General features: G+C 60.7%; 17 protein-coding genes and 2 pseudogenes. 6 read left to right on the top strand and 13 right to left on the bottom strand.

Going from position 1 to position 18,132, the window contains the following annotated elements; all coding sequences use genetic code 11:
• On the bottom strand, positions 1-254 hold a 254-nt coding region (locus BOO71_RS00190; RefSeq protein WP_139322639.1), incomplete at its 3' end, for a transposase.
• A gap of 362 nt (positions 255-616) precedes the next feature.
• Positions 617-820 (bottom strand): annotated as a pseudogene (locus BOO71_RS29140) (transposase); the annotation flags it as partial.
• A gap of 45 nt (positions 821-865) precedes the next feature.
• Between BOO71_RS29140 and BOO71_RS28570 the strand changes: the two are divergent.
• On the top strand, positions 866-1,099 hold the full coding sequence (locus tag BOO71_RS28570) for a hypothetical protein (RefSeq protein ID WP_254842969.1): 234 nt from the start codon (positions 866-868) through the stop codon (positions 1,097-1,099).
• Between the two features lie 12 nt (positions 1,100-1,111).
• On the opposite strand, the pseudogene BOO71_RS29135 reads toward BOO71_RS28570, so the two are convergent.
• Positions 1,112-1,234, bottom strand: a pseudogene (locus tag BOO71_RS29135) (hypothetical protein); the annotation flags it as partial.
• Positions 1,235-1,705: 471 nt separating this feature from the next.
• On the opposite strand from BOO71_RS29135, the gene BOO71_RS00180 reads away from it, so the two are divergent.
• Together BOO71_RS00180 and BOO71_RS00175 are read left to right on the top strand one after the other, a co-directional pair.
• Positions 1,706-2,623, top strand: coding sequence for a CPBP family intramembrane glutamic endopeptidase (locus tag BOO71_RS00180; RefSeq protein WP_083652796.1), 918 nt, complete (start codon positions 1,706-1,708; stop codon positions 2,621-2,623).
• Between the two features lie 499 nt (positions 2,624-3,122).
• Positions 3,123-3,968, top strand: coding sequence for a DUF4384 domain-containing protein (locus BOO71_RS00175; protein WP_075829974.1), 846 nt, complete (start codon positions 3,123-3,125; stop codon positions 3,966-3,968).
• 27 nt (positions 3,969-3,995) lie between these two features.
• Here the strand turns inward: BOO71_RS00175 and BOO71_RS00170 are convergent, their stop codons facing one another.
• Positions 3,996-4,688: a hypothetical protein gene (locus BOO71_RS00170; protein WP_254842968.1), complete on the bottom strand. Its 693-nt coding sequence runs from the start codon at positions 4,686-4,688 to the stop codon at positions 3,996-3,998.
• Positions 4,689-5,030: 342 nt separating this feature from the next.
• On the opposite strand from BOO71_RS00170, the gene BOO71_RS00165 reads away from it, so the two are divergent.
• Positions 5,031-6,056 (top strand): PIG-L deacetylase family protein, encoded by a 1,026-nt coding sequence (locus BOO71_RS00165; protein ID WP_075829973.1) that lies wholly within the window; start codon positions 5,031-5,033, stop codon positions 6,054-6,056.
• A gap of 238 nt (positions 6,057-6,294) precedes the next feature.
• On the opposite strand, the gene BOO71_RS00160 is transcribed toward BOO71_RS00165, so the two are convergent.
• Positions 6,295-7,005, bottom strand: coding sequence for an SDR family oxidoreductase (locus tag BOO71_RS00160; protein WP_075829972.1), 711 nt, complete (start codon positions 7,003-7,005; stop codon positions 6,295-6,297).
• A 112-nt stretch (positions 7,006-7,117) separates the two neighbouring features.
• On the opposite strand from BOO71_RS00160, the gene BOO71_RS00155 reads away from it, so the two are divergent.
• Together BOO71_RS00155 and BOO71_RS00150 are read left to right on the top strand one after the other, a co-directional pair.
• Positions 7,118-7,363: a hypothetical protein gene (locus BOO71_RS00155; protein WP_075829971.1), complete on the top strand. Its 246-nt coding sequence runs from the start codon at positions 7,118-7,120 to the stop codon at positions 7,361-7,363.
• 90 nt (positions 7,364-7,453) lie between these two features.
• Positions 7,454-7,921, top strand: a complete 468-nt coding sequence (locus tag BOO71_RS00150; protein WP_075829970.1) for a galactokinase family protein — start codon at positions 7,454-7,456, stop codon at positions 7,919-7,921.
• 201 nt (positions 7,922-8,122) lie between these two features.
• Here BOO71_RS00150 and BOO71_RS00145 read toward each other — a convergent pair whose 3' ends face one another.
• The 8 genes from BOO71_RS00145 to BOO71_RS00110 all read right to left on the bottom strand — a co-directional run bounded on the left by BOO71_RS00145 (position 8,123) and on the right by BOO71_RS00110 (position 18,131).
• Positions 8,123-8,440 carry a hypothetical protein gene (locus BOO71_RS00145; RefSeq protein ID WP_075829969.1) on the bottom strand — a complete coding sequence of 106 codons (318 nt, stop codon included), beginning with the start codon at positions 8,438-8,440 and terminating at the stop codon, positions 8,123-8,125.
• A gap of 30 nt (positions 8,441-8,470) precedes the next feature.
• Positions 8,471-9,181 carry an IS6 family transposase gene (locus tag BOO71_RS00140; protein ID WP_083652795.1) on the bottom strand — a complete coding sequence of 237 codons (711 nt, stop codon included), beginning with the start codon at positions 9,179-9,181 and terminating at the stop codon, positions 8,471-8,473.
• A gap of 115 nt (positions 9,182-9,296) precedes the next feature.
• Positions 9,297-10,151, bottom strand: a complete 855-nt coding sequence (locus BOO71_RS00135) for a MurR/RpiR family transcriptional regulator (protein WP_083652793.1) — start codon at positions 10,149-10,151, stop codon at positions 9,297-9,299.
• Between the two features lie 42 nt (positions 10,152-10,193).
• A complete protein-coding gene (locus BOO71_RS00130; protein WP_075829968.1) occupies positions 10,194-11,828 on the bottom strand; it encodes an N-acyl-D-amino-acid deacylase family protein in 1,635 nt (544 codons plus the stop codon).
• Positions 11,825-13,273, bottom strand: a complete 1,449-nt coding sequence (locus BOO71_RS00125; RefSeq protein ID WP_075829967.1) for a serine hydrolase domain-containing protein — start codon at positions 13,271-13,273, stop codon at positions 11,825-11,827. The genes BOO71_RS00130 and BOO71_RS00125 overlap by 4 nt, the downstream gene beginning before the upstream one ends.
• Positions 13,274-13,298: 25 nt before the next feature.
• Entirely contained in the window at positions 13,299-14,807 is a 1,509-nt protein-coding gene (locus tag BOO71_RS00120; RefSeq protein WP_075829966.1) for a serine hydrolase domain-containing protein, read from the bottom strand.
• Between the two features lie 47 nt (positions 14,808-14,854).
• Positions 14,855-16,327, bottom strand: coding sequence for a serine hydrolase domain-containing protein (locus BOO71_RS00115; protein ID WP_075829965.1), 1,473 nt, complete (start codon positions 16,325-16,327; stop codon positions 14,855-14,857).
• A gap of 130 nt (positions 16,328-16,457) precedes the next feature.
• A complete protein-coding gene (locus BOO71_RS00110) occupies positions 16,458-18,131 on the bottom strand; it encodes an ABC transporter substrate-binding protein (RefSeq protein ID WP_075829964.1) in 1,674 nt (557 codons plus the stop codon).
• Position 18,132 lies beyond the last annotated feature (1 nt).

The following is an 18,132-nucleotide window of genomic DNA, read 5'->3' as shown; positions in this document are numbered from 1 at the left end:
CGCGCAATTTCCAGCTCTCGTTCGAGTTCTGTAAGACGAGCCTCCTGTGGTGAAAGGGCGGGGATCCCCCGCCCGGTGAAGGCAGGGCGGCCAGCGGCCGTCTGGTTGTCCTGTTGTTGCTTCCACCGCACGACGTAGTGAGGAGGAACGCCGAGGTCACGGGCGATCTGAGCGCAACTCTTACCGGTCGTGCGAACCAGGCGGACAGCTTCGTATTTGAACTCAGCGGTGAACTTTTGCTTGGGTACGGACATTCTGTCCTCCAGTGTGAATCACACTGAACTTACCCTCCACCAAACCCTAACAACATCAGGTGACGGGTGGGCGGCACCCGTTCCACCCGTAAGCTAAAACGAACAAAGTGGTGGCTCCGGTGAAGGTCCCGGGCAATCTGCGCTGCAGATTGCCCCTGGGCTGCCAACAATTTAATCTGCGCCACCTCGATACATCAACGCTCGTAACGTACCTGACGCGCCTCCTCTTCCCGAAGTGATCGTCTGGGTAGCGAGACAGGAAGAAAAGCGCTGGCAACGTCATCCAGCGTCCCTTGTGATCGCTTGAGCTGTCGTTCCACGGCCTCCCGGAAGTTCTTGAACACATGCCAGCGGTCCAGCACCTAGACCGCTTGTGGTGCTCCTTCCCGACTCGCCCGCTCGTACTCCGTGGACCGGTCCTGGCTGATGACTTCAATTTCTGGATGTCGCAAGAGCCACTGAGGGACGGTCTCGGCCTTGCGATCTGGCAGGAGATCTATCGCCCTTCTGGTTTCTAGATCGACAATGATTGTCCCGTATCTCAGACCTTTTTTGAAGGCGAAGTCGTCGATCCCGACGACTCGTGGAACCGGGCCAGGGAGTGGGCAGATATGCTGCTGCTCAGTCAAGAGACGATCGCCACTCACTCGCAGGGAGAGGGAAGCAAGAAGCTTCTTGCCTCCCTCTCCGCCTACAGCCAGGACAAACTGCCGAAAAAGGCGACAGACAGCGGTGCTGTAGCGTGCGTACGGTGCAACCAAATCGGGAAATTGCTCGGCAAACGTACGAACTGGATGGCAGTTACGACACCGAAACCAGCGGACCTGAAGTTGGATGCGAACTGATAAATGGCCCCAGGGAAGATGTTGAAACTGTCGTCCATAGCGGCTATGAATGCTGTGCGAGAGGACCTGGCATCTGGGGCAGGGTTGCGCTGCGGCACAACTTGACAGGTGGAGGCTGACGTGGTCAGCCTCCATCTCACATCGCTCTACCACGACTTGGAATTCTGCGGGAAAGAGCCTGCTGAGCACGTTGATGAGTGTCTGCATGCCCTTCAGGTAGCACACCTGACACGTTGCACGGAATCAACGGAAGAACCGCAAAACCGGGTCACCCTCACCATGATCATGGCCAGAACAACGTCGACGGCACGCTGATGCGTGTCGATACGCAGCGAGGGCACGCAGGCTTTGAAATGGGCGGTGAATTCGGGAGCCTGTGAGGTGACGGGTTTTGGTGGCTTCACACCTCAAAACATCGCGATTTCTCGTTTCTGTCGAGGGACAGATCGGAAGGTGGACTTCTCGCCGTCTGAGACGGTCAAAAACGAAGTTGTCAGCTACTGAGTCCTGTCTCTATTGGGGCAACTTGATTATATATGTCTCATCTTGGTTTCATATTGGAAGAATTCATAGAATTCACTGAAATGTAATGCTTATTGTATTCTCATGCTACTCAAGACGCTCCGTGCACATCCCATCTGGGCTGCCCTACTGGCATTCGTACTGAATATCGGCATTTTTTTAACGATAGATACGCTCAAGCCGCCTCCTTTGGTCGACTCATTGGGCAATAATGCCGCTGGTATTCCTGCTCCAGCAGGGATATTGGAAGCTGTCAATCAGTTGCCTGTTGAAGCTCTTGTGGCGGGTGTGCTGTGCCTGATCGTCGCCGGGCTGGGCTGGTGGCAGGCGGTGGGCTTCAGGAAATCCCTGACCAGCAGCTTGAAGTTCTTCGTGTTTCCCGTGATCTTTCTGCTGGGTTTCTATGGGGTCCTCACCTTCTACAGCGTCAGTCAGGGAGCGGTGGATGTCTTCACCTGGGGGGTATTGTCCGTCAGCGCAGCGTATGTGGCCAATTTCCTGCTGGTGGGCTTTGCCGAGGAACTGATGTTCCGCGGCATTCTCTTTGAGGCCTTCAGAACCAGGCTTACGCCACTGCTGACGGTCCTGGGGACGGCCGTGATCTTTGCCAGCGTTCACCTGATCAACCTGGTTCATGGCGCTTCACTTCAGGGAACCACGGACCAGATCATCAACGCCTTTGCAGTCGGCGTGATGATGGGGGCGCTGCGCCTGCGGGTGGCTTCGATTTATCCTCTGATGCTGTTCCACGCCGTCTGGGACATCGTGACCGCTGACTTTGAAATTACACAGACGACGGGAACCACTGCCCCGACACCGGCCGTGACCGACGCTGTCGAGGCGGGTTCTACGCTCAGTCCCGTCTTCATCCTTCAGGTGCTGGTCCCCCTGCTCTACGGTTTGTTCGTGTACTGGCGCTACAGCAAATCTGTGAAGGCTGGGAAGATCTCTGATCGCCCGGCACTCTTGAACGGGCAGACCACGTTGAACCCCGCCGTGTAGCAGGCTGGGGCTGGGGGATGAGACAAGCTCTATTCGGACAAATACTCCATTGAATTTATGCATTCCATCTGGTTAAAAACCCCATTTAGGACCTGATGCTGACCAGGGAAAGCTCCTCTAGGACGGCAACAAGACGAGTCCATTCGCTCCTCAACCTGAACAAGCCATGTTTTCTGCTCAGCTTTGGATCATCTCCTGCGCTCAAGGTGCAGCATCTCGAAAAGACAGCTTATGGTCGCTGAACCCTGTAGGCTCAGCAAAACGGCGGTGCCACTTCCCAATGCACGGAAAACGCTCTCCCAGACGGCCTGGACGCTTTCTCGCTCAAGCCCTAAACGGGGTTGCAGGGTTGAACTGAAAGTGCGATCAAGGATGCTCTGGGACGTTGGGCCGAAGAGAGATTAAGCGTCCCACACTCCGATACCCTGAAACCATCTTTCTAGATTTCAAACTCGTCTCAGTCCACTTCCTCATCCGTCCCAACTCCAGGAGGCCCACCATGCGCACTGCCCGGAACATTCTGATGCTCAGCACCCTACTTGGTCTGACCGTTTCTACGGCGAGTGCCGGAAGGGTACAGATCAGCGCCCAGAGCATCATCGTCAACCCCGCACGGTCGAACTTGAACGTGCAGGTCTGGGTCGACCGTGACCCCAGTGGCTCAGGCAATTCCGTGTACGGAATCGGCGAGAACATCAGTGTGGGCCTCCAGACCAATGCCAATGCCTACATCTACCTGTTCAACCTGAGCGCGGACGGCGACATCGACCTGTTCTTCCCCAACAGGTATGAGAACAGCAATTACGTGCGGGCAGGAACACGATTCTTTCCGGCGCGCGGCGCGAGTTACAACCTTAATGTGGGCGGCCCCAGCGGACAGGACAAGCTGCTGGCCGTGGCAAGTACCTCTCCCCTGAGTCTGAACGACATTGCCCGCTTTGAGGAGCAGCAGCAGTTCGCCACCGTCACCGTGCGGGGTCAGAATGGACTGGCGCAGGCGCTGAGCATCGTGATCGGGCAGCTCCTTGACAATGCCTGGGTCACCGATACCGCCTTTTTTCAGGTGGGATCTCAGGCAGTCAACCGGGGAGGCACGGTCTTCCAGGTGCCGGCCCCCGATCCCCGGGTCAACCCCATCTTCCGGGGCTATCCCGATCCGCCTCCCGAACCCACGCCCTACCCCGTTTTTGTGGGCCCTGGTGAATCCCAATCCCCGTTCGACTACAGGAACTGTCCCTACCAACTGCCCGACCCACAGCCCTATCCCCCCTTTGAGCGCTGTCCCGATCCGCCCCCCGAACCCCAGCCGCAACCCATCTTCGAATCCCCTCCAAGCCAGCGCTAGAGCAGCCGCAGAGCTTTGACAACTGTTTTAGCTGCCGTCAGGATTGCTGCCGCCGTCATTGGTGGCCGGAAAAGTCGTGGTGTTCAGGAGGTGATAACCCAGCGCGGTGGCCGCGTCCCCCTTCGTTCCCAGCGTGGTCATGACGCTCTTGCTCAGTTTCTCGTAATTGTCCACAGTGCTCTTCCAGGCTTTAGGGTCAAAGGCCGTGACATCCTTGCCCGGCTTGAAATCGCGCAGCGCCTTGACATAAGCGGCGTGGTCCGCCATCGCCTGCTTGATCTGGGCCGCGTAGGCCGCCGAGGTCTGACCGCCCAGCGGGCTGCGGGCCAGGGCGGCCAGGCTCTGCACCTGCGTCTCCAGAGCCGGGTAGGTCAGGGGAATGGCATTCAGGTACAGCGTACCGCCGCCATTGCGGGTGGCTGCCATCTCGCCCTCGCTGGAACGCAGGGCGCGGTAGGCCTTGCGTAGCCCATCAATGCGGGTATTAAGGTTGGGGGACGCCTTGAGATCAGCGCGCAATCTGGCGGCGCGGCAATCGGCCCAACCGGTCGCGGCGGCACTCTCAGCGGCGGCGCTGCTCTGGGCCGGATTAAAGGCCAGGGCCATATAAGTTTCGCCGTCCACCAGATTCGCTAGCGTGCAGTTGGGGGCGGCCTGCGCCAGTGCAGGAGAGGTCAGGCCCAGCATGGCCAAGGGCAACAGGTACAGGAAGGGTTTCACGCCTCAGTTTACCTGTCTCAACGCAGGCCATTCGCATCGTTAAAGCATGTACCCTCAGTCCCCCAACACTTTCCGGGACAATTTTTTGAATGTACCCACCAGACCTTAAGCAAGTCAGGCCGTGCGGAAGCTCAGAGGACACTGGAAGGGAGGGGAAAATTTCCCTTAATCGCACCGTCCAGATGAGATCAGCACTGTAGAAATGGTCCAAAATGCCGCCGTGACTGTTGCTGAAGGGGACAGAGGACGGAGTGGAAACCGGGCTTGTTCCTGAACATGGCCAAGCGGGTGTTTGTGGCCTCGCCGGACAGGATGCAGGAGCTGACCCGCTAAGCTGCGGGAATGTGGAAAAGACTAGGCGGGCGGCGGTTTGGCAGTCGGCGGCGTGACTGGGTGCTGGGCGCGCTGCTGATCATCGCGCTGGTGCTGGCCTACGCCATCAATACTGGCTCAGCGCTAACGCTGCTGTATCCGCGCGCCGTCGCCACTGTACGCGCCCTGCCGGAGTTGCCGACCATCCGCGCCGGACAGACGGTGCTGATGGTCAGCCCGCACCCAGACGACGAGAGCCTGTGCTGCGGCGGCATGATGGCCGGAGCAGTGCGGGCGGGAGCACAGGTGCACATCGTGTGGTTCACCAGCGGCGACGGCTTCGAGTTGGACAGTGCCCTGCTGGACCGCACCCTGAACCCGCGCCAGAATGCCACCGAGAATCTGGGCCGCCGCCGCATGAATGAGGCCGCCGCTGCCGCCGCCGCACTGGGCGTGCCCGCCAACCACATCACCTTTCTGGGCTATCCGGACGGGGCGCTGCTGAAAATGTGGAACAGTCCCGATCCGGTGCGCTCGCCGCACACGGGAGCGCTGCGCGTTCCCTACGAGCGCGCCCTTTCTCCCAGCGCGGTTTATACGGCTTTCAACCTGCGCCGGGACCTCAACAGCGTGCTGGACACGGTCAAACCGGATGTGGTGCTGCTGCCGTCCACCAGCGACTTTCATAAGGACCACATCGCTACCAGTCTGTTCACGCAGGAGGCGCTCAAGCAACGTGGATGGACCTCGCGTGCCCGCTACTGGATCGTGCACGGCGGCGTGGAATGGCCCGTTCCCAAAGGACTGCACGAGGGATTTCCGCTGCTGATCTCGCCACGCGGCTTCCACCTGCCCTGGCAGCGCGCCGATCTGAGCCAGCAGGACGAGGACCAGAAACTGGAGGCGCTGAAGGCCCACCGCAGCCAGATGACGGTGATGCGCCGCTTCATGGAAGCTTTCGTGCGCGGCAACGAGCTGATTACCCTGGAAGAAACCGGCAATCCTGCCGACGGAACCAGGAGTGAGGAGAAGGACGGCGGCTATGGGGGCTTTTGAAGAAGGCTCACCTTGGATTTAAGGGAGCTGGGAATGCCCTGATCAACTGTCGGCATGCTGAGCTTAATTCAGTTCCTGAGCAATGAAAAGCGCTTTGAAGTCGTATGAGAGCTCCGTTGGCCCGGTGGCATGATATGGGAGCGAAAGAGACGCTTCGACAACGTGTTTTGCTCATAAGCTAACCCCTGCACGGAATCAACGCAAGAGCCGCAAAACTGGATGACCCTCATTCCAAGCCCTATTCGATCTGCGTCGAGGGCCGAATGACCACCTCACTGATGGCGACGTGCGGTGGCTGGCTTAAGACATACAGCACGGCGCGAGCGATGTCATTGTCCTGCAAGTAGTCTACGCCTTCCGGTTTGCCGCCCGCGTCCCAGTAGGCCGTGTCCACGCGCCCGGGCTCAATGCAGGTCACGCGCACACCGCTCTCCCGCACTTCCTGGCGGATGCTCTCTGCCATGCCGCTGACCGCGAATTTGGTGGCGCTATAGGGGCCGGGGGTGGCCACCCGCCCGGTCACCGAGCCGAGAAGCAGCAGGTGCCCTGTGCTGCTCAGCAGGTGTGGCAGCGTGGCCCGCGCAGTCAGCGCGGTGCCCAGCACGTTGGTCAAGATCATGTCGCGCCACTCGTGCGGGGTGGGTCCGCCCTCCGAGTACCGCGCCTCGCCCGCTGTGAAGCCCGCATTCGCCAGCGCCGCGTCTAGCCGCCCAAAGTGGTTCAGGGTGGCCGCCACCGCCGCGTCCAGTTCGGCCCACTCGGTCACGTCGCAGGGCAGAGGCAGAGCGGCGTTTCCCAGTTCGGCAGCCAGCGTTTGAACGGTTTCGAAACAGCGGTCTGTGACGGCCACACGCCAGCCGTCCCGAACCGCGTGCCTGGCCACCGCCGTGCCAATGCCGCCCCCCGCGCCAGTAATGAATAATACTTTGCTGTCAGGAGTGCTGGTCATGAGCGCAAGTATGCAGCCCTCGCGCAGTTGCCTCTGCTCATCCCGACTTGAACAGGTTTTTGGGTTCGGCTCATTCCAATCTTGCACCAATCATGACTCAGAACCACCAAAAGTGTGCAAGAACCACAAAACCCTGGCAAGATCAGCCCGGTCCGTCTCACTGCTGTCCGAACTGACCCCTGACGAACGCGACGCCTTCGCCCGCACCCTCAAAGACGCCCTGCTGCGTCTGGACGCCCTCTTCGGCGTGCGGATGCCGTACCTGATGACAGTGCATCAAAGTCCCCTGAACGCCCCACACCCGATTTTCCCCTGCACATCGAACTATATCCGTACCTGCGGGCGCCAGGCCGCATGAAGTATCTGCCCGTCACCGAACAGGGCGCGGGCGAATTCGCCAACGACAAATTCCCTGAAGTGGCAGCGGCGGAATTGCGGGCGGTGACTCTTGCAGACGTTTGAAGCTGTGTTCGGCTCAGCGCCAGAGATCACCGCCTCCGCACCGGGCTGGGTGAACCTGCTGGGCGAACACACCGACTACCAAGGGGGGGGGTTCGTGCTGCCCACCGCCATCCCGCAACGGGCGACGGTGGGCCTTGGCAGGAACGGAACAGGCACCCATGTCCTGTACAGCGCCAACCTCGAACAGACCCTGCGCGTCATCTCCCGGCTGAGCCGACGCTTCGAGTGGATCTACACCCCAAAGCATGCGTCCTGGCTCAACATGGCGGAATTGGAGTGGTCAGCCTCGCAATGCCAGTGTCTGGGGCAACGCTTGGCGAGCAAAGAGGTCGTCGAGCATGAAATCCACGCCTGGGAAACGGACCGCAATGCGCGGTCTGTGAGTGTGAACTGGCAATTCTCGACACCTGCAACTCGGGAGAAACTCAGGCGTCATGATCCGGCTCAGGAATAGCTACGGACATGCCTGTGGCTGTCCACTCGTATATGAACGGAAATTCGCCCTTGTTGCCAATGCACATTCAGTTCAGCTGACGCAGCCTCCCGTGCTGAGCGGACCTGATCTTGCAAGAGCCAGAACGTTATCCAGATCGGAAGGCTTCTATGAGCGCCAGAGGCGACTCAGAGGGTCTGCAACACGCAGGGGCAACTGCGCTCAGACCTGTCCCAGGCCACCCAGGGTTTGCGTCAGCCACCCCAGGTCTGCCCGCAGCAACGCCAACTGGCGTGAGACCGCCAGGTCCACACCGAACAGTCCGCGTCCAATGGCTCCCTCATGGATAGGCACGCGCTCCAGATCTGCAATCTGCCCTTGCATCTGCGCCGCACGTTCGCTGAGCAAGCTGTGTGCCTCGGCGTTCGGAAGCTGGTTAAGGAACATCATTCCCAGGTCGCTGTAAGCGGCCACGGGTTCTGGCCGGGCCAGATGTTCGCGCAGCAGTTCAAGGGGTTGTGTTGCCTTAACTGGCGTCACGGCAGGCCAAGGGCAGGGGTGGTCTGAATCTCAGACCACCCCTGCCGCGACGGTTGACCACGTCTGGAACGCTCGTCGCTGATTGCTTCTTCTTTCTGCGGCAGAAACACTGGTGCGGGAATGATGGTGAAGGTTGGTCACTCGGGCGTGCAAATTCAGGAACTCTTGAGCGTGTTTCCACCGTCTGAATCCTTGCTGGGATCGCTCTTGTCGTCGTGTGGATCGGTGTCCTTGCTCAATGACATTGTTGCAACGTGCCGTTGAGATCACCTGCTGGTGGTCAACGTTGACCAGGCTGGGGATCTCTCGGATCGCGGCCCCGTAACTTCGCAGCTGATCGGTATGGATGACCTCCGGGACATCGTATTCTCTCAGTAGTCGGGTCAGGAAGGTCTTCGCTGCTTCGGTGTCCCGATGCCGCTGAAGGAGAATGTCGAGCACGAAACCGTACTCGTCCACGGCCCTCCAAAGCCAGTGTCGAACGCCGTCCACGCTCGTACACACCTCGTCGAGATGCCACCGGGAACCCCGACGGGGTTCCCGGTGGCGCAGGTCTTCAGCGAAGAGGGGTCCGAACTTGATACACCACTCGCGGAGAGTCTCATGGCTGACTTGAATGCCGCGCTGGTGAAGCAATTCCTGCACGTCTCGGTAACTCAGAGGAAAGCGGTGGTAGAGCCAAACGGCGTGCTGGATGATGAGCATGGGGAAACGGTGGCGGTATGGTTTGGCGTCGGTCACGGACGATCAGCCTACCCTGACCCGATTAAGGCAACACAACCCTGCCGTCACGTTCAGGGGCCAATTCTGTTCGAAACTTTGTCGTTCCGGTACCAGCGGCGCGCTCAAGCCATTTTCAGTATTCGTACACGCCGAACTCGGCATTCAGGGCTTCGGCCTCCTTCAGGTGTCCTCCCTCAAGCTCTTTCGCTACCAATGAGGCGAGAAGCGTACTAACGCTGACGAAAGGGGCCAACGACGCCAGCACGTCCGTTCCCTGGGTAGGCAATTGCAGGCACTGATGAGCAATCTTGTTCAATGGTGACGCGCCCTGATCGGTGATCAACAGGATCTGGACCCCCTGTTTGTGCAAGGCGCGGATCATGCGGGTGGTGGCACGGCTGTAACGCCGCAGGGTAAACACCACCACCACATCTTGTGAAGTGATTTCCAGCAGTTGTTCAGGGCGGCTGAGCAGCAGATCGGCGGAATAGGCCCGAACCCAGGGCCGGAACGATGCCAGGATGGTTTCTGCAAGGAGCGAGATGCCGTACGACGACCGCGCGCCCACCACCCAGACCTGTTTTGCAGCGGCAATGGCACGGGCAAAGGCCAGCAGCTTGGCTTCTGAAATGTCCTGAAGTGCCTCCAGATTCGCGCGCTCACTGGCCCAGAAGCGGGCAACCACACTATCCTGTCCGCCGGGCTGCTTCATGCCCAGCGTGGCCCGCAGGTCCTGTCGAATGACCCGTTGCAGGTGGGGATAGCCTTCAAAGCCAACGCGCTGGGCGAAGCGGGTGATGGCCGCCCCGCTCACCCCCAATGTCTCCGCGATTTCCCCAGCGCTGAGGAAGGGAATTTCCTCAGCGTGGTCGATGAAGTGGCGGGCAATCTGCTGATCTCGCCGCCCAAAATTTTCCAGGCCGGAGCGCAGGACGTCCACCGCTGGCATGGAGGTCAACTCAGTCGGGGCGACGGCGGTCGTGGTCATTCTGTTCCCAGCCTACGCGCTTCAGTATCCACAGACAGGGCGTCATTCACGACGCCCCGCCCCCGGCCCGTACAGCCGTTTCCCAGGCAAGGCTTTCGTGTGCTTGCCGCCTTTCAGGGTCTGCACCCCGTTGACCCACACGTCGCGCACGCCCACGGACAGCCTGTTGGACTCGGTGTAGGTGGCCCTGTCGCCAATCGTTTCTGGATCGAAGACCACCAAGTCCGCGTAAGCCCCCTCGCGCAGTTCCCCCCGGTCTGTCAGGTGTAGATGTTCGGCGGGCAAACCCGTCATACGGCGCACACCTTCCTCCAGGCTCAGGATGCCCAATTCGCGTACGTAGCGGCCCAGCAGACGGGTGAAATTGCCCAGCGCGCGCGGGTGGCCGCCCGTGAAGCCGCCCTCTTCCTCGCCGGGATCGTAGCCTGCCGCGTCAGACCCCAGCATCACCCAGGATTCCTGGAGCTGGAGCTGAATATTCTCCTCGGACATCAGGTGGTAGAGGGTCCCAATGCCCTCCGGCTCCGCCAAGATCAGCTCTATAATCGTCTCGATCCAGTCCTGGCCGCGCATGGCAGCGATCTCGGCCAGCGATTTTCTCCGGTAATCAGCGTGTTCGGGCAGGCCCAGACCAATGGGATAGACCCCCTCCGGGCCGGCCAGGCCACCCAAGGGTTCCCAGGTGCCGTCGGGTTCCTGCATGGCGGCCCGGATTTTCGCGCGGGTTTCCGGGTCACGCAGGCGCTCTTTGAGTTTGTTGTCCTCACTGGCCCACGGCGGACAGGAGGCGGCCAGACCCGAACCCCCCGCCGTGTACAGGTACATATCGGCGTAAATATCCTTGCCCGCCGCCCGCTCCGTGTTCACGCGCTCGATCAGCGTCGCCATTTTCGGCCACGACGGCGTTCCTGCGGCCTTAAGGTGGTACAGGTGGAGACGCGCCCCGCTGCGCTCTGAGATCTCCAGCGCCTCGGCAAAGCCGTCCAGAATCGCCTCGCCTTCCGAGCGCATGTGGGTGATGTAGATGCCATTTGCGCGTCCAACCTCCTCGCTGACGGCCACCAGCTCATCGGTGCTGGCGTAGCTGCCGGGCGGGTAGATGAGGGCGGTGGCAATGCCATACGCGCCGTCCTCCATCGCTTCGCGGGTCACGCGCCGCATCTCGGCGATCTGTTCGGGGGTGCTCTCCCCTGCCGCGTGGCCCCTGGCAGCCATCCGCACCGTGGCTCCACCCACGAACGAGCCAAAGTTGACGGCTGCGCCCACGTCTTCCTGCGCGGCCATCCAATCGCCGAAGCGCGTCCAGCCTCTTGCACGCGCTATCCAGCTCTCGTCGCCATTCGGGAGGCCATGAACCGGGAAGGCGTGGGCCTCTCCGGGCACGGCGGGGGCCGGAGTCCAGCCCTCACCCATGATCTCGGTGGTCACGCCCTGGGTCACCTTACCCACGCTCAAGCCGTCGCTGAGCAGGGACGAGACGGAGTGGCTCATCACATCAATGAAGCCGGGGGCCACCACCATGCCAGAGGCGTCCACGACTTCGGCTCCGTCGGGCGCAGGGCTGCCAGGTTCGCTGATCTGAACAATACGGTCATCTTTAATCAACACGTCGGCCATTCGGCCCGGTGCGCCTGTGCCGTCGATAACAGTTCCACCTTTCACCAAAATCTGACTCATAGTGCCTCCATCGGCAATCCCGCGCTGGCTCCTTCTGGACGTTCTGCCGGAAACAATCTTGCGCCCAGACGCATGAATGCCACCTCACCGTCTTCGCGTACAAACTCCACGTTGGTTCCGTCCACGTCGCCGCCCACCACGACGGCCAGATCGGGGGCGATAAAGCGCAGCGGCAGGTCCGTGGTGCCGCCCGCGCCGGAGCCGGGCATGACCACGAAGAGCTGGCCGTTCTCCAACTTTGTGCCGAGGTTGTAAGGCTGGCCGTTCACGATAAAGTAGCCCACCAGCCGCCCCAGTTCCTCGTCACTGACGCTGAATTCTGGCAGAGGCGGGGCGCTCAGGCCCAGCACCTCGCGCTTGACCCAGTCGCTGAGTTTGCGGTTCATGGCGTGACCGTTGGGCGCATTGGTCAGCGACAGGAAGCCGACTTTGCGGTCCGGCGAGAGCCACATATTGGACTGATGGCCCAGCGTGCTGCCGCCGTGACTGAGAATCAGGGCGTCCGGGTGCTGGTCGATAAACCAGCTTTGCCCCATCTGTGCCTGTTTGCCGGGAAAGGAATTGATGCCCGCACCAATATCGCGGACCGGCTTCCACAACCGGGCGCGGTCCAGCGTTGCCAGGGGTGGCTGTTCATTCGTTTCCCCGTCGGCCTCAGCAATGGAAGCCAGTGTGCCGGACATGACATAGCGGGCGTACCTGACCATATCGCGGGCAGTTGAGCAGCAGGTGCTTCCGGCTGGCCCCGCCGAGCGCGTCATCAGCCAGGGCCGCTGCGCCACCAGTTCGTCACCAACGTTGTTGTAGCCGGTGGCGAAGCGGTAGGTCATGACCTCACTGGCAAAAAAGAGGGTGTGGTCCATCCCCAGCGGCTTCAAAACCAGTTCGGTGACAGCGGCCTCATAGGTCATGCCCGACGCCACCTCGATCACCCGTCCAGCAATGTAAAAACCGGAGTTGCTGTAACTCCAATGCGTCCGCATCGGCATCACCTGGGGCAACTCGGCCATCGCCTCCACCATCTTTGCCAGCGCGTCGTCACCCGCACCAGTGTCAGTAAAAACGTCGCCCTGAAAGCCGCCCTGGTGGGTCAGCACGTCCAGCAGGGTCAGGCTGTCAGCCACCGACTCGTCCTTCATCTTGAAATCGGGCAGATGATCGCGCACCCGGTCCGTCACCTTCAGCTTGCCCTGTTCCTCCAGCGCCGAGACGGTCAGCGAGGTCAGGGTCTTGGTGTTGCTGCCGATTTGAAAGATGGTGTCAGAGTCCACATCTAGCGGGTTGTCGAAACTGGTGACGCCAACGTTCACGAAATGATCGCCGTCCGGCAGCATCAGCGCCATGCTGGCGCCGGGAATCTCGAATTCTTCGGCCAGCCGCCGGGCTTCATTTGCAAAAGCGGTGGCGAGTTCGGTGCTGCTCCTCTGGGTTGTGATTGCGGTCATTGTTCTGCCTCCTGCGGACCGGGCTTTAGAGGGCGTCTAGCGGCAGGCTGGCGCTGGAGGCGTCCGGGCTCATCCGGGGGTACAGCCGCGCGCCAAAGCGCATGAACTCCACCTCATCACCCTTTCTCAGGAACTCCACGCCGATGCCGTCCGCGTCGCCGCCCATCACCACAGCACGTTCTGGGGCGATGAAGCGCAGAGCCAGGTTCTCGGTGCCGCCCGTCGTGGGATTGGGGAGAACCAGCGCCAGCTTGCCGTCCTCCACCTTCACGCCGATGGTGTAGGTCTGGCCCACCACCTCGTAGGTGGCTGCCAACGCTTCCAGCTCAACCTCACTCAGTTTGACTTCCTCGCGCTCGGGCCTCTCCAGGCCCAGCACCTCGCGCTTGACCCACTCGCTCAGTTTGCGGTTCATGGCGTGGCCGTTGCTGGCGTTGGTCATGGCGATAAAGCCGACTTTGCGGTCAGGAGAAACCCAAAAATCCGACTGGTGACCCTGCGTGGTGCCGCCGTGACTGATGATGGTGGCGCTGTCGTACTGGTCGATAAACCAGCTCTGCCCGATCTCTCCCTCCTCGCCCGGAAAGGCGTTGATGCCCACGCCGATGGTGCGAACAGGCTTCCACAGGTGCGTGCGGTCCATCCCCGCCAGCGTGGGTGTTTCAGGCACTTCGGACTTCTCGCTCCCATCGTCAGCAGCTTTCTCTTCAGCCTCAGACGCCTTTGCTTGTGTCACCTTCGCTTCGGGCAACTCCGGCATCGTTCCCGACATGATGTAGTGGGCGTATTTCGCCATGTCGCTCACCGTGGACGAGCAACTGCTGCCCGCCGGAGCCGCCGAGCGCATCATCATCCAGGGCCGCTGGACCACCATCTCGTCCTCAATCTTGTTGTAGCCCGTGGCGTAACGGTAGGTCATGATCTGAGACGGAAAGAAGAACGTGTGGTCCATACCCAAGGGGTTGAGGACCAGTTCAGTCACGGCGGCCTCGTAGGTCTGACCGGTGATCATCTCGATCACGCGCCCGGCCACGTAAAAGCCCGCGTTGTTGTAGCTCCAGTGCGTCCGCATCGGCACCATCTGGGGGGACTGGGCCAGTTCGTCCAGCACCTTCGCCACGGCGTCGTCGCCTTCACCGGTATCGTGAAACAGATCGCCCAGAAAGCCGCCCTGGTGGGTCAGCACGTCGCGCGTGGTCAGCGCGGCGGCCACCGACTCATCCTTGAGTTTGAAGTCGGGGAGATAGGTGCGAACCGGCACGTCCAGGTCGAGTTTGCCCTGTTCCACCAGCACCGAGCAGGTCAGCGAGGTGATGGTCTTGGTGGTGCTGCCGATCTGGAAGATGGTGTCGTTGTCAATCGGCAGCGGGTTTTCCAGGTTGGTGACGCCCAGGTTGATGAAGTGATCGCCGTCCGGGGTCAGGACGCCCAGCGTGACCCCGGGAATCTTGAATTCGGCCAGCAGACGTTCGGCCTCCTGCTGGAAGGCGGCGGCGAGTTCGGTGCTGGACTTCTTGGTTGCGGCTGCGGTCATGGGGTTCTCCTTGGAAAAATTCGCGAGAGGGCGGTAAAGGTTCTGGCTTACAGCTCGGTCAACGGCAGCGCTGGGGCGGCTTCCAGGTCTTCCAGCGGGTACAGCCGCACTCCGAGGCGCACGAAGTCCACCTTCCCGTTCCCGTCACGCAGAAATTCAACGCCCATGTCGTTCAGGTCGCCGCCATCCGTGATCAGGGCGCGGTCCGGGGCGATGAAGCGCAACGGGGCGGGTTTGCTGCCCGTCGCGCCAGGGGTGGTGTCGGGAATGGAAAGGGTCAGCCGTCCATCCTCAACGTGCGAGCCGATTTTCCGCGTCAACCCCAGGATCAGGTACTCGCCCTCGTACTCGCTCAGGGTTTCCGGGCTGACGGGATGATCTGGCACCTCTGTCGCGGTCAGGTTCAGGAGTTCGCGCTTGATCCACTTGCTGAGTTTGCGGTTGTAGGCGTGGCCGTTGCTGGCGTTGGTCATGGCGATAAAACCCACTTTGCGGTCCGGTGACACCCAGAAGTCGGACTGGTGGCCGTAGGTGGTGCCGCCGTGACTGATGATGGTGGCCTGTGGGTACTCGTCGATAAACCAGCTCTGCCCGATCTGGCCACGCTCGCCGGGAAAGCCGTTGAGGGCGTCGCCGATGGGCCGCTGCGGCTTCCACAGTTGACTTCGGTCCAGCGTCGTGAGGGGCGAAGCTTCGGCGGGCTGGGCACTGTCGCCGTCCTGCGCCTCTGCTTTCAGCGTTTCGGGCATCGTTCCCGACATCATGTAATGGGCGTAGCGGGTCATGTCCCGCATGCTGGAATTGAGGGTGCCGCCCGCCGGGGCCGATGAGCGCGGCAGTATCCAGGGGCGCTGGATCACCATCTCGCCCTCGATCTTGTTGTGTCCGGTGGTGAAGCGGTAGGTCATCACCTGATTGGGAAAGTAGAGGGTGTGGTCCATGCCCAGCGGCTCCAGGACCAAATCGGTGACGGCGGCCTCGTAGGACTTGCCGGTCAGCAGCTCAATGATTCGCCCCGCCACGTAAAATCCGGCGTTGTTGTAGCTCCAGTGACCCCGCAGCGGCACCACCTGTGGCGACTCGGCCAGAATATCCAGCACCTTTGCCAGAGAGTCGTCACCGTTGCCGGTCTCCTCAAAGATGTCGCCCTTGAAGCCGCCCTGATGGGTCAGCACATCGCGCACAGTCAGCGCGGCGGCCACCGATTCATCCATGAGTTTGAAATCAGGCAGGTAGGTGCGAACTGGCACGTCCAGATCAAGTTTGCCCTGCGCCACCAGCACCGAGCAGGTGAGTGAGGTAATGGTCTTGGTGGTGCTGCCGATCTGGAAAATGGTGTCGTCATCAATTGGCAGCGGGTTTTCCAGACTGGTGACACCCATATTGACGAAATGATCGCCGTCTGGGGTCAGCAGGCCCAGTGTGACGCCGGGAATCTTGTATTCCTCCAGCAGACGCCTGGCTTCCTGCTCGAAGGCGGCGGCAAGTTCGGTGCTGCTTTTGGTAGCGGTGGCGGTCATGGCTTCTCCTCAAGATGCGAAATGGAGGCGGACGAATGGCGGGTACAGACTTTTCCTGCCGCCGCACCAGGTCAGGTGCGGCAAGCTTGAAAAATGTGACGGTGAAATGAGCTGTCTACTTGCTCAGCTCTTACTTGCTCAGCACCTTGAACAGGTTGGTCTTGTTGAAGTTCTCGTAGCCTTTAAGTGACGAAACGGTGGCGGCGAACACCAGCGGCTGCGGAAGCGGCACGGCGTAGGTCTGCGCGTTCAGGTAAGTCATCAGCGTCTTGTACAGTGGCTTGCGGGCGTTCTGACCCACGGTGTCACGGGCCGTATCCATCATCTGCTCCATTTTGGGATCTTTGATGTTGGTGGCCGGGGCCAGAATACCGGTGGCGCTGAACAACCCGCGCAGGTTGGTATCGGGATCGGCTCCACCCCACGTCAGAGCACTGAAGGCCAGCTTGCCACCCAGCAAAGAGGCGTTGGCTGCGCTCAGTTCCAGCGTGCTGACCGAAGCATGGAATTTGGGATTCAGGGCCTCGATGTTTTGCTTGAAGATGCCCGCCACCACCACCGATAGCCCGCTACCGCCAAAGGTGGACAGGGGAACGGTGAAGCCAGTGGCCCACAGCTTGCCCCCGAAAGCCAGCTTCATTTCGGCCTCGGCGGTCTTGAGGTTGTAGGCCGGGGGCTTCAGGGTCTTGTCGTCGGCCCAGTTGTTGGTGGGCAGGCTGGTGTTGCGGGCCAGACCAAAGCCCTGCAAGCCGTCTTTGACAAAGGTCTTGGTGTCAAACATCGCCGCGAACGCCTTGCGGACATGAATGTCGCTGAAGAAGTTGGCGGGGATGTTGTTCTCGGCCAGTTGCCCGGCGGGCAGCAACTTGTCGTCCTTGATGCTCTGGTTGAACAGCAGCACGCTGGTCAGGTTCTGGGTGGGCAGGTCCTCGTACACCTTGACGCTGGGGACGCCCTTGAGTTTTGCCAGCGTGTCACGGTCAGGAATCAGGGCGATATCGGCGTCACCCTTTTGTAGCGCCAACACGCGGGCAGTGTCGCTGTCCACCTTTTGCAGGATCACGTTTTTTAGCGCCGGTGCGCCGCCCCAGTAGCCGTCAAATCCCTTGAGGACAAAGCGGCTAGGATCGCGGGCGACAAACTGGTAGGCCCCGGTGCCGATGGGCTTTTGCGCCAGCGTGGAGTTTGCCACGTCCTTGCCGATAAAGGCGTCAAAATCCTTGGCGGTGCCACTCCAGTCGCCTCCAGCCACCAGCGCCTTCATCGGCACGATATAGATCTGGGCAATGGAATCCAGCAGGCTGGGGACGTTGCGGTCCAGGGTCAACACCAGTTGCCCTGCCGCGTTGCACTTCACCATGCTGGATAGCTTGGCGAAGGTGTAGGTCTTCTTGACCTCCGGAGTGAAGCCGGAGATGTTGAGCATATTGGCGCGAATCTGCGAGGCCAGCGAGGTTTCACTGCCGACCAGCAGCGTGCGGCGCATGGAGTATTCGGCGTCGGCGCAGTTCATGGTGGAGCCGTCGTGAAATTTCACGTTCTTCCGCAGATTGAAGGTGGTGGTCTTGCCGTCCTTGCTGAGGGTGGAGCTGGTGGCAAGCAGCGGCTCATATTTGCCGAAGTTGTCCAGGTACAGCCCTTCGAACATCTGCTGGACGGGCAGCACGTCGTAGGTCACGACGGCCTGCACGGGTTCCACGCTGGCGGTGGCCGAGGCAATCTGGTACACCAGCGCGTCTTTGGGGGTCGCCAGTGCGGGCGAGGCGATTAAAGCCAGGGTCAGAGGAATAAAGAGACGTTTCATG

It is taken from the genome of Deinococcus marmoris, assembly GCF_001949125.1.
Lineage (GTDB): Bacteria > Deinococcota > Deinococci > Deinococcales > Deinococcaceae > Deinococcus > Deinococcus marmoris_A.
The sequence above is the reverse complement of the archived record's forward strand: the minus strand, read 5'-3'. Positions and strand labels throughout refer to the sequence as shown.

What these genes read in the sequence shown, in the direction of transcription:
- BOO71_RS00160 (WP_075829972.1), bottom strand. Translation starts at nt 7,005, where the DNA reads ATGACCAGCACTCCTGACAGCAAAGTATTATTCATTACTGGCGCGGGG.
- BOO71_RS00180 (WP_083652796.1), top strand. Translation starts at nt 1,706, where the DNA reads ATGCTACTCAAGACGCTCCGTGCACATCCCATCTGGGCTGCCCTACTG.
- BOO71_RS00115 (WP_075829965.1), bottom strand. Translation starts at nt 16,327, where the DNA reads ATGACCGCCACCGCTACCAAAAGCAGCACCGAACTTGCCGCCGCCTTC.
- BOO71_RS00125 (WP_075829967.1), bottom strand. Translation starts at nt 13,273, where the DNA reads ATGACCGCAATCACAACCCAGAGGAGCAGCACCGAACTCGCCACCGCT.
- BOO71_RS00165 (WP_075829973.1), top strand. Translation starts at nt 5,031, where the DNA reads ATGTGGAAAAGACTAGGCGGGCGGCGGTTTGGCAGTCGGCGGCGTGAC.
- BOO71_RS00110 (WP_075829964.1), bottom strand. Translation starts at nt 18,131, where the DNA reads ATGAAACGTCTCTTTATTCCTCTGACCCTGGCTTTAATCGCCTCGCCC.
- BOO71_RS00120 (WP_075829966.1), bottom strand. Translation starts at nt 14,807, where the DNA reads ATGACCGCAGCCGCAACCAAGAAGTCCAGCACCGAACTCGCCGCCGCC.
- BOO71_RS28570 (WP_254842969.1), top strand. Translation starts at nt 866, where the DNA reads ATGCTGCTGCTCAGTCAAGAGACGATCGCCACTCACTCGCAGGGAGAG.
- BOO71_RS00175 (WP_075829974.1), top strand. Translation starts at nt 3,123, where the DNA reads ATGCGCACTGCCCGGAACATTCTGATGCTCAGCACCCTACTTGGTCTG.
- BOO71_RS00130 (WP_075829968.1), bottom strand. Translation starts at nt 11,828, where the DNA reads ATGAGTCAGATTTTGGTGAAAGGTGGAACTGTTATCGACGGCACAGGC.
- BOO71_RS00135 (WP_083652793.1), bottom strand. Translation starts at nt 10,151, where the DNA reads ATGACCACGACCGCCGTCGCCCCGACTGAGTTGACCTCCATGCCAGCG.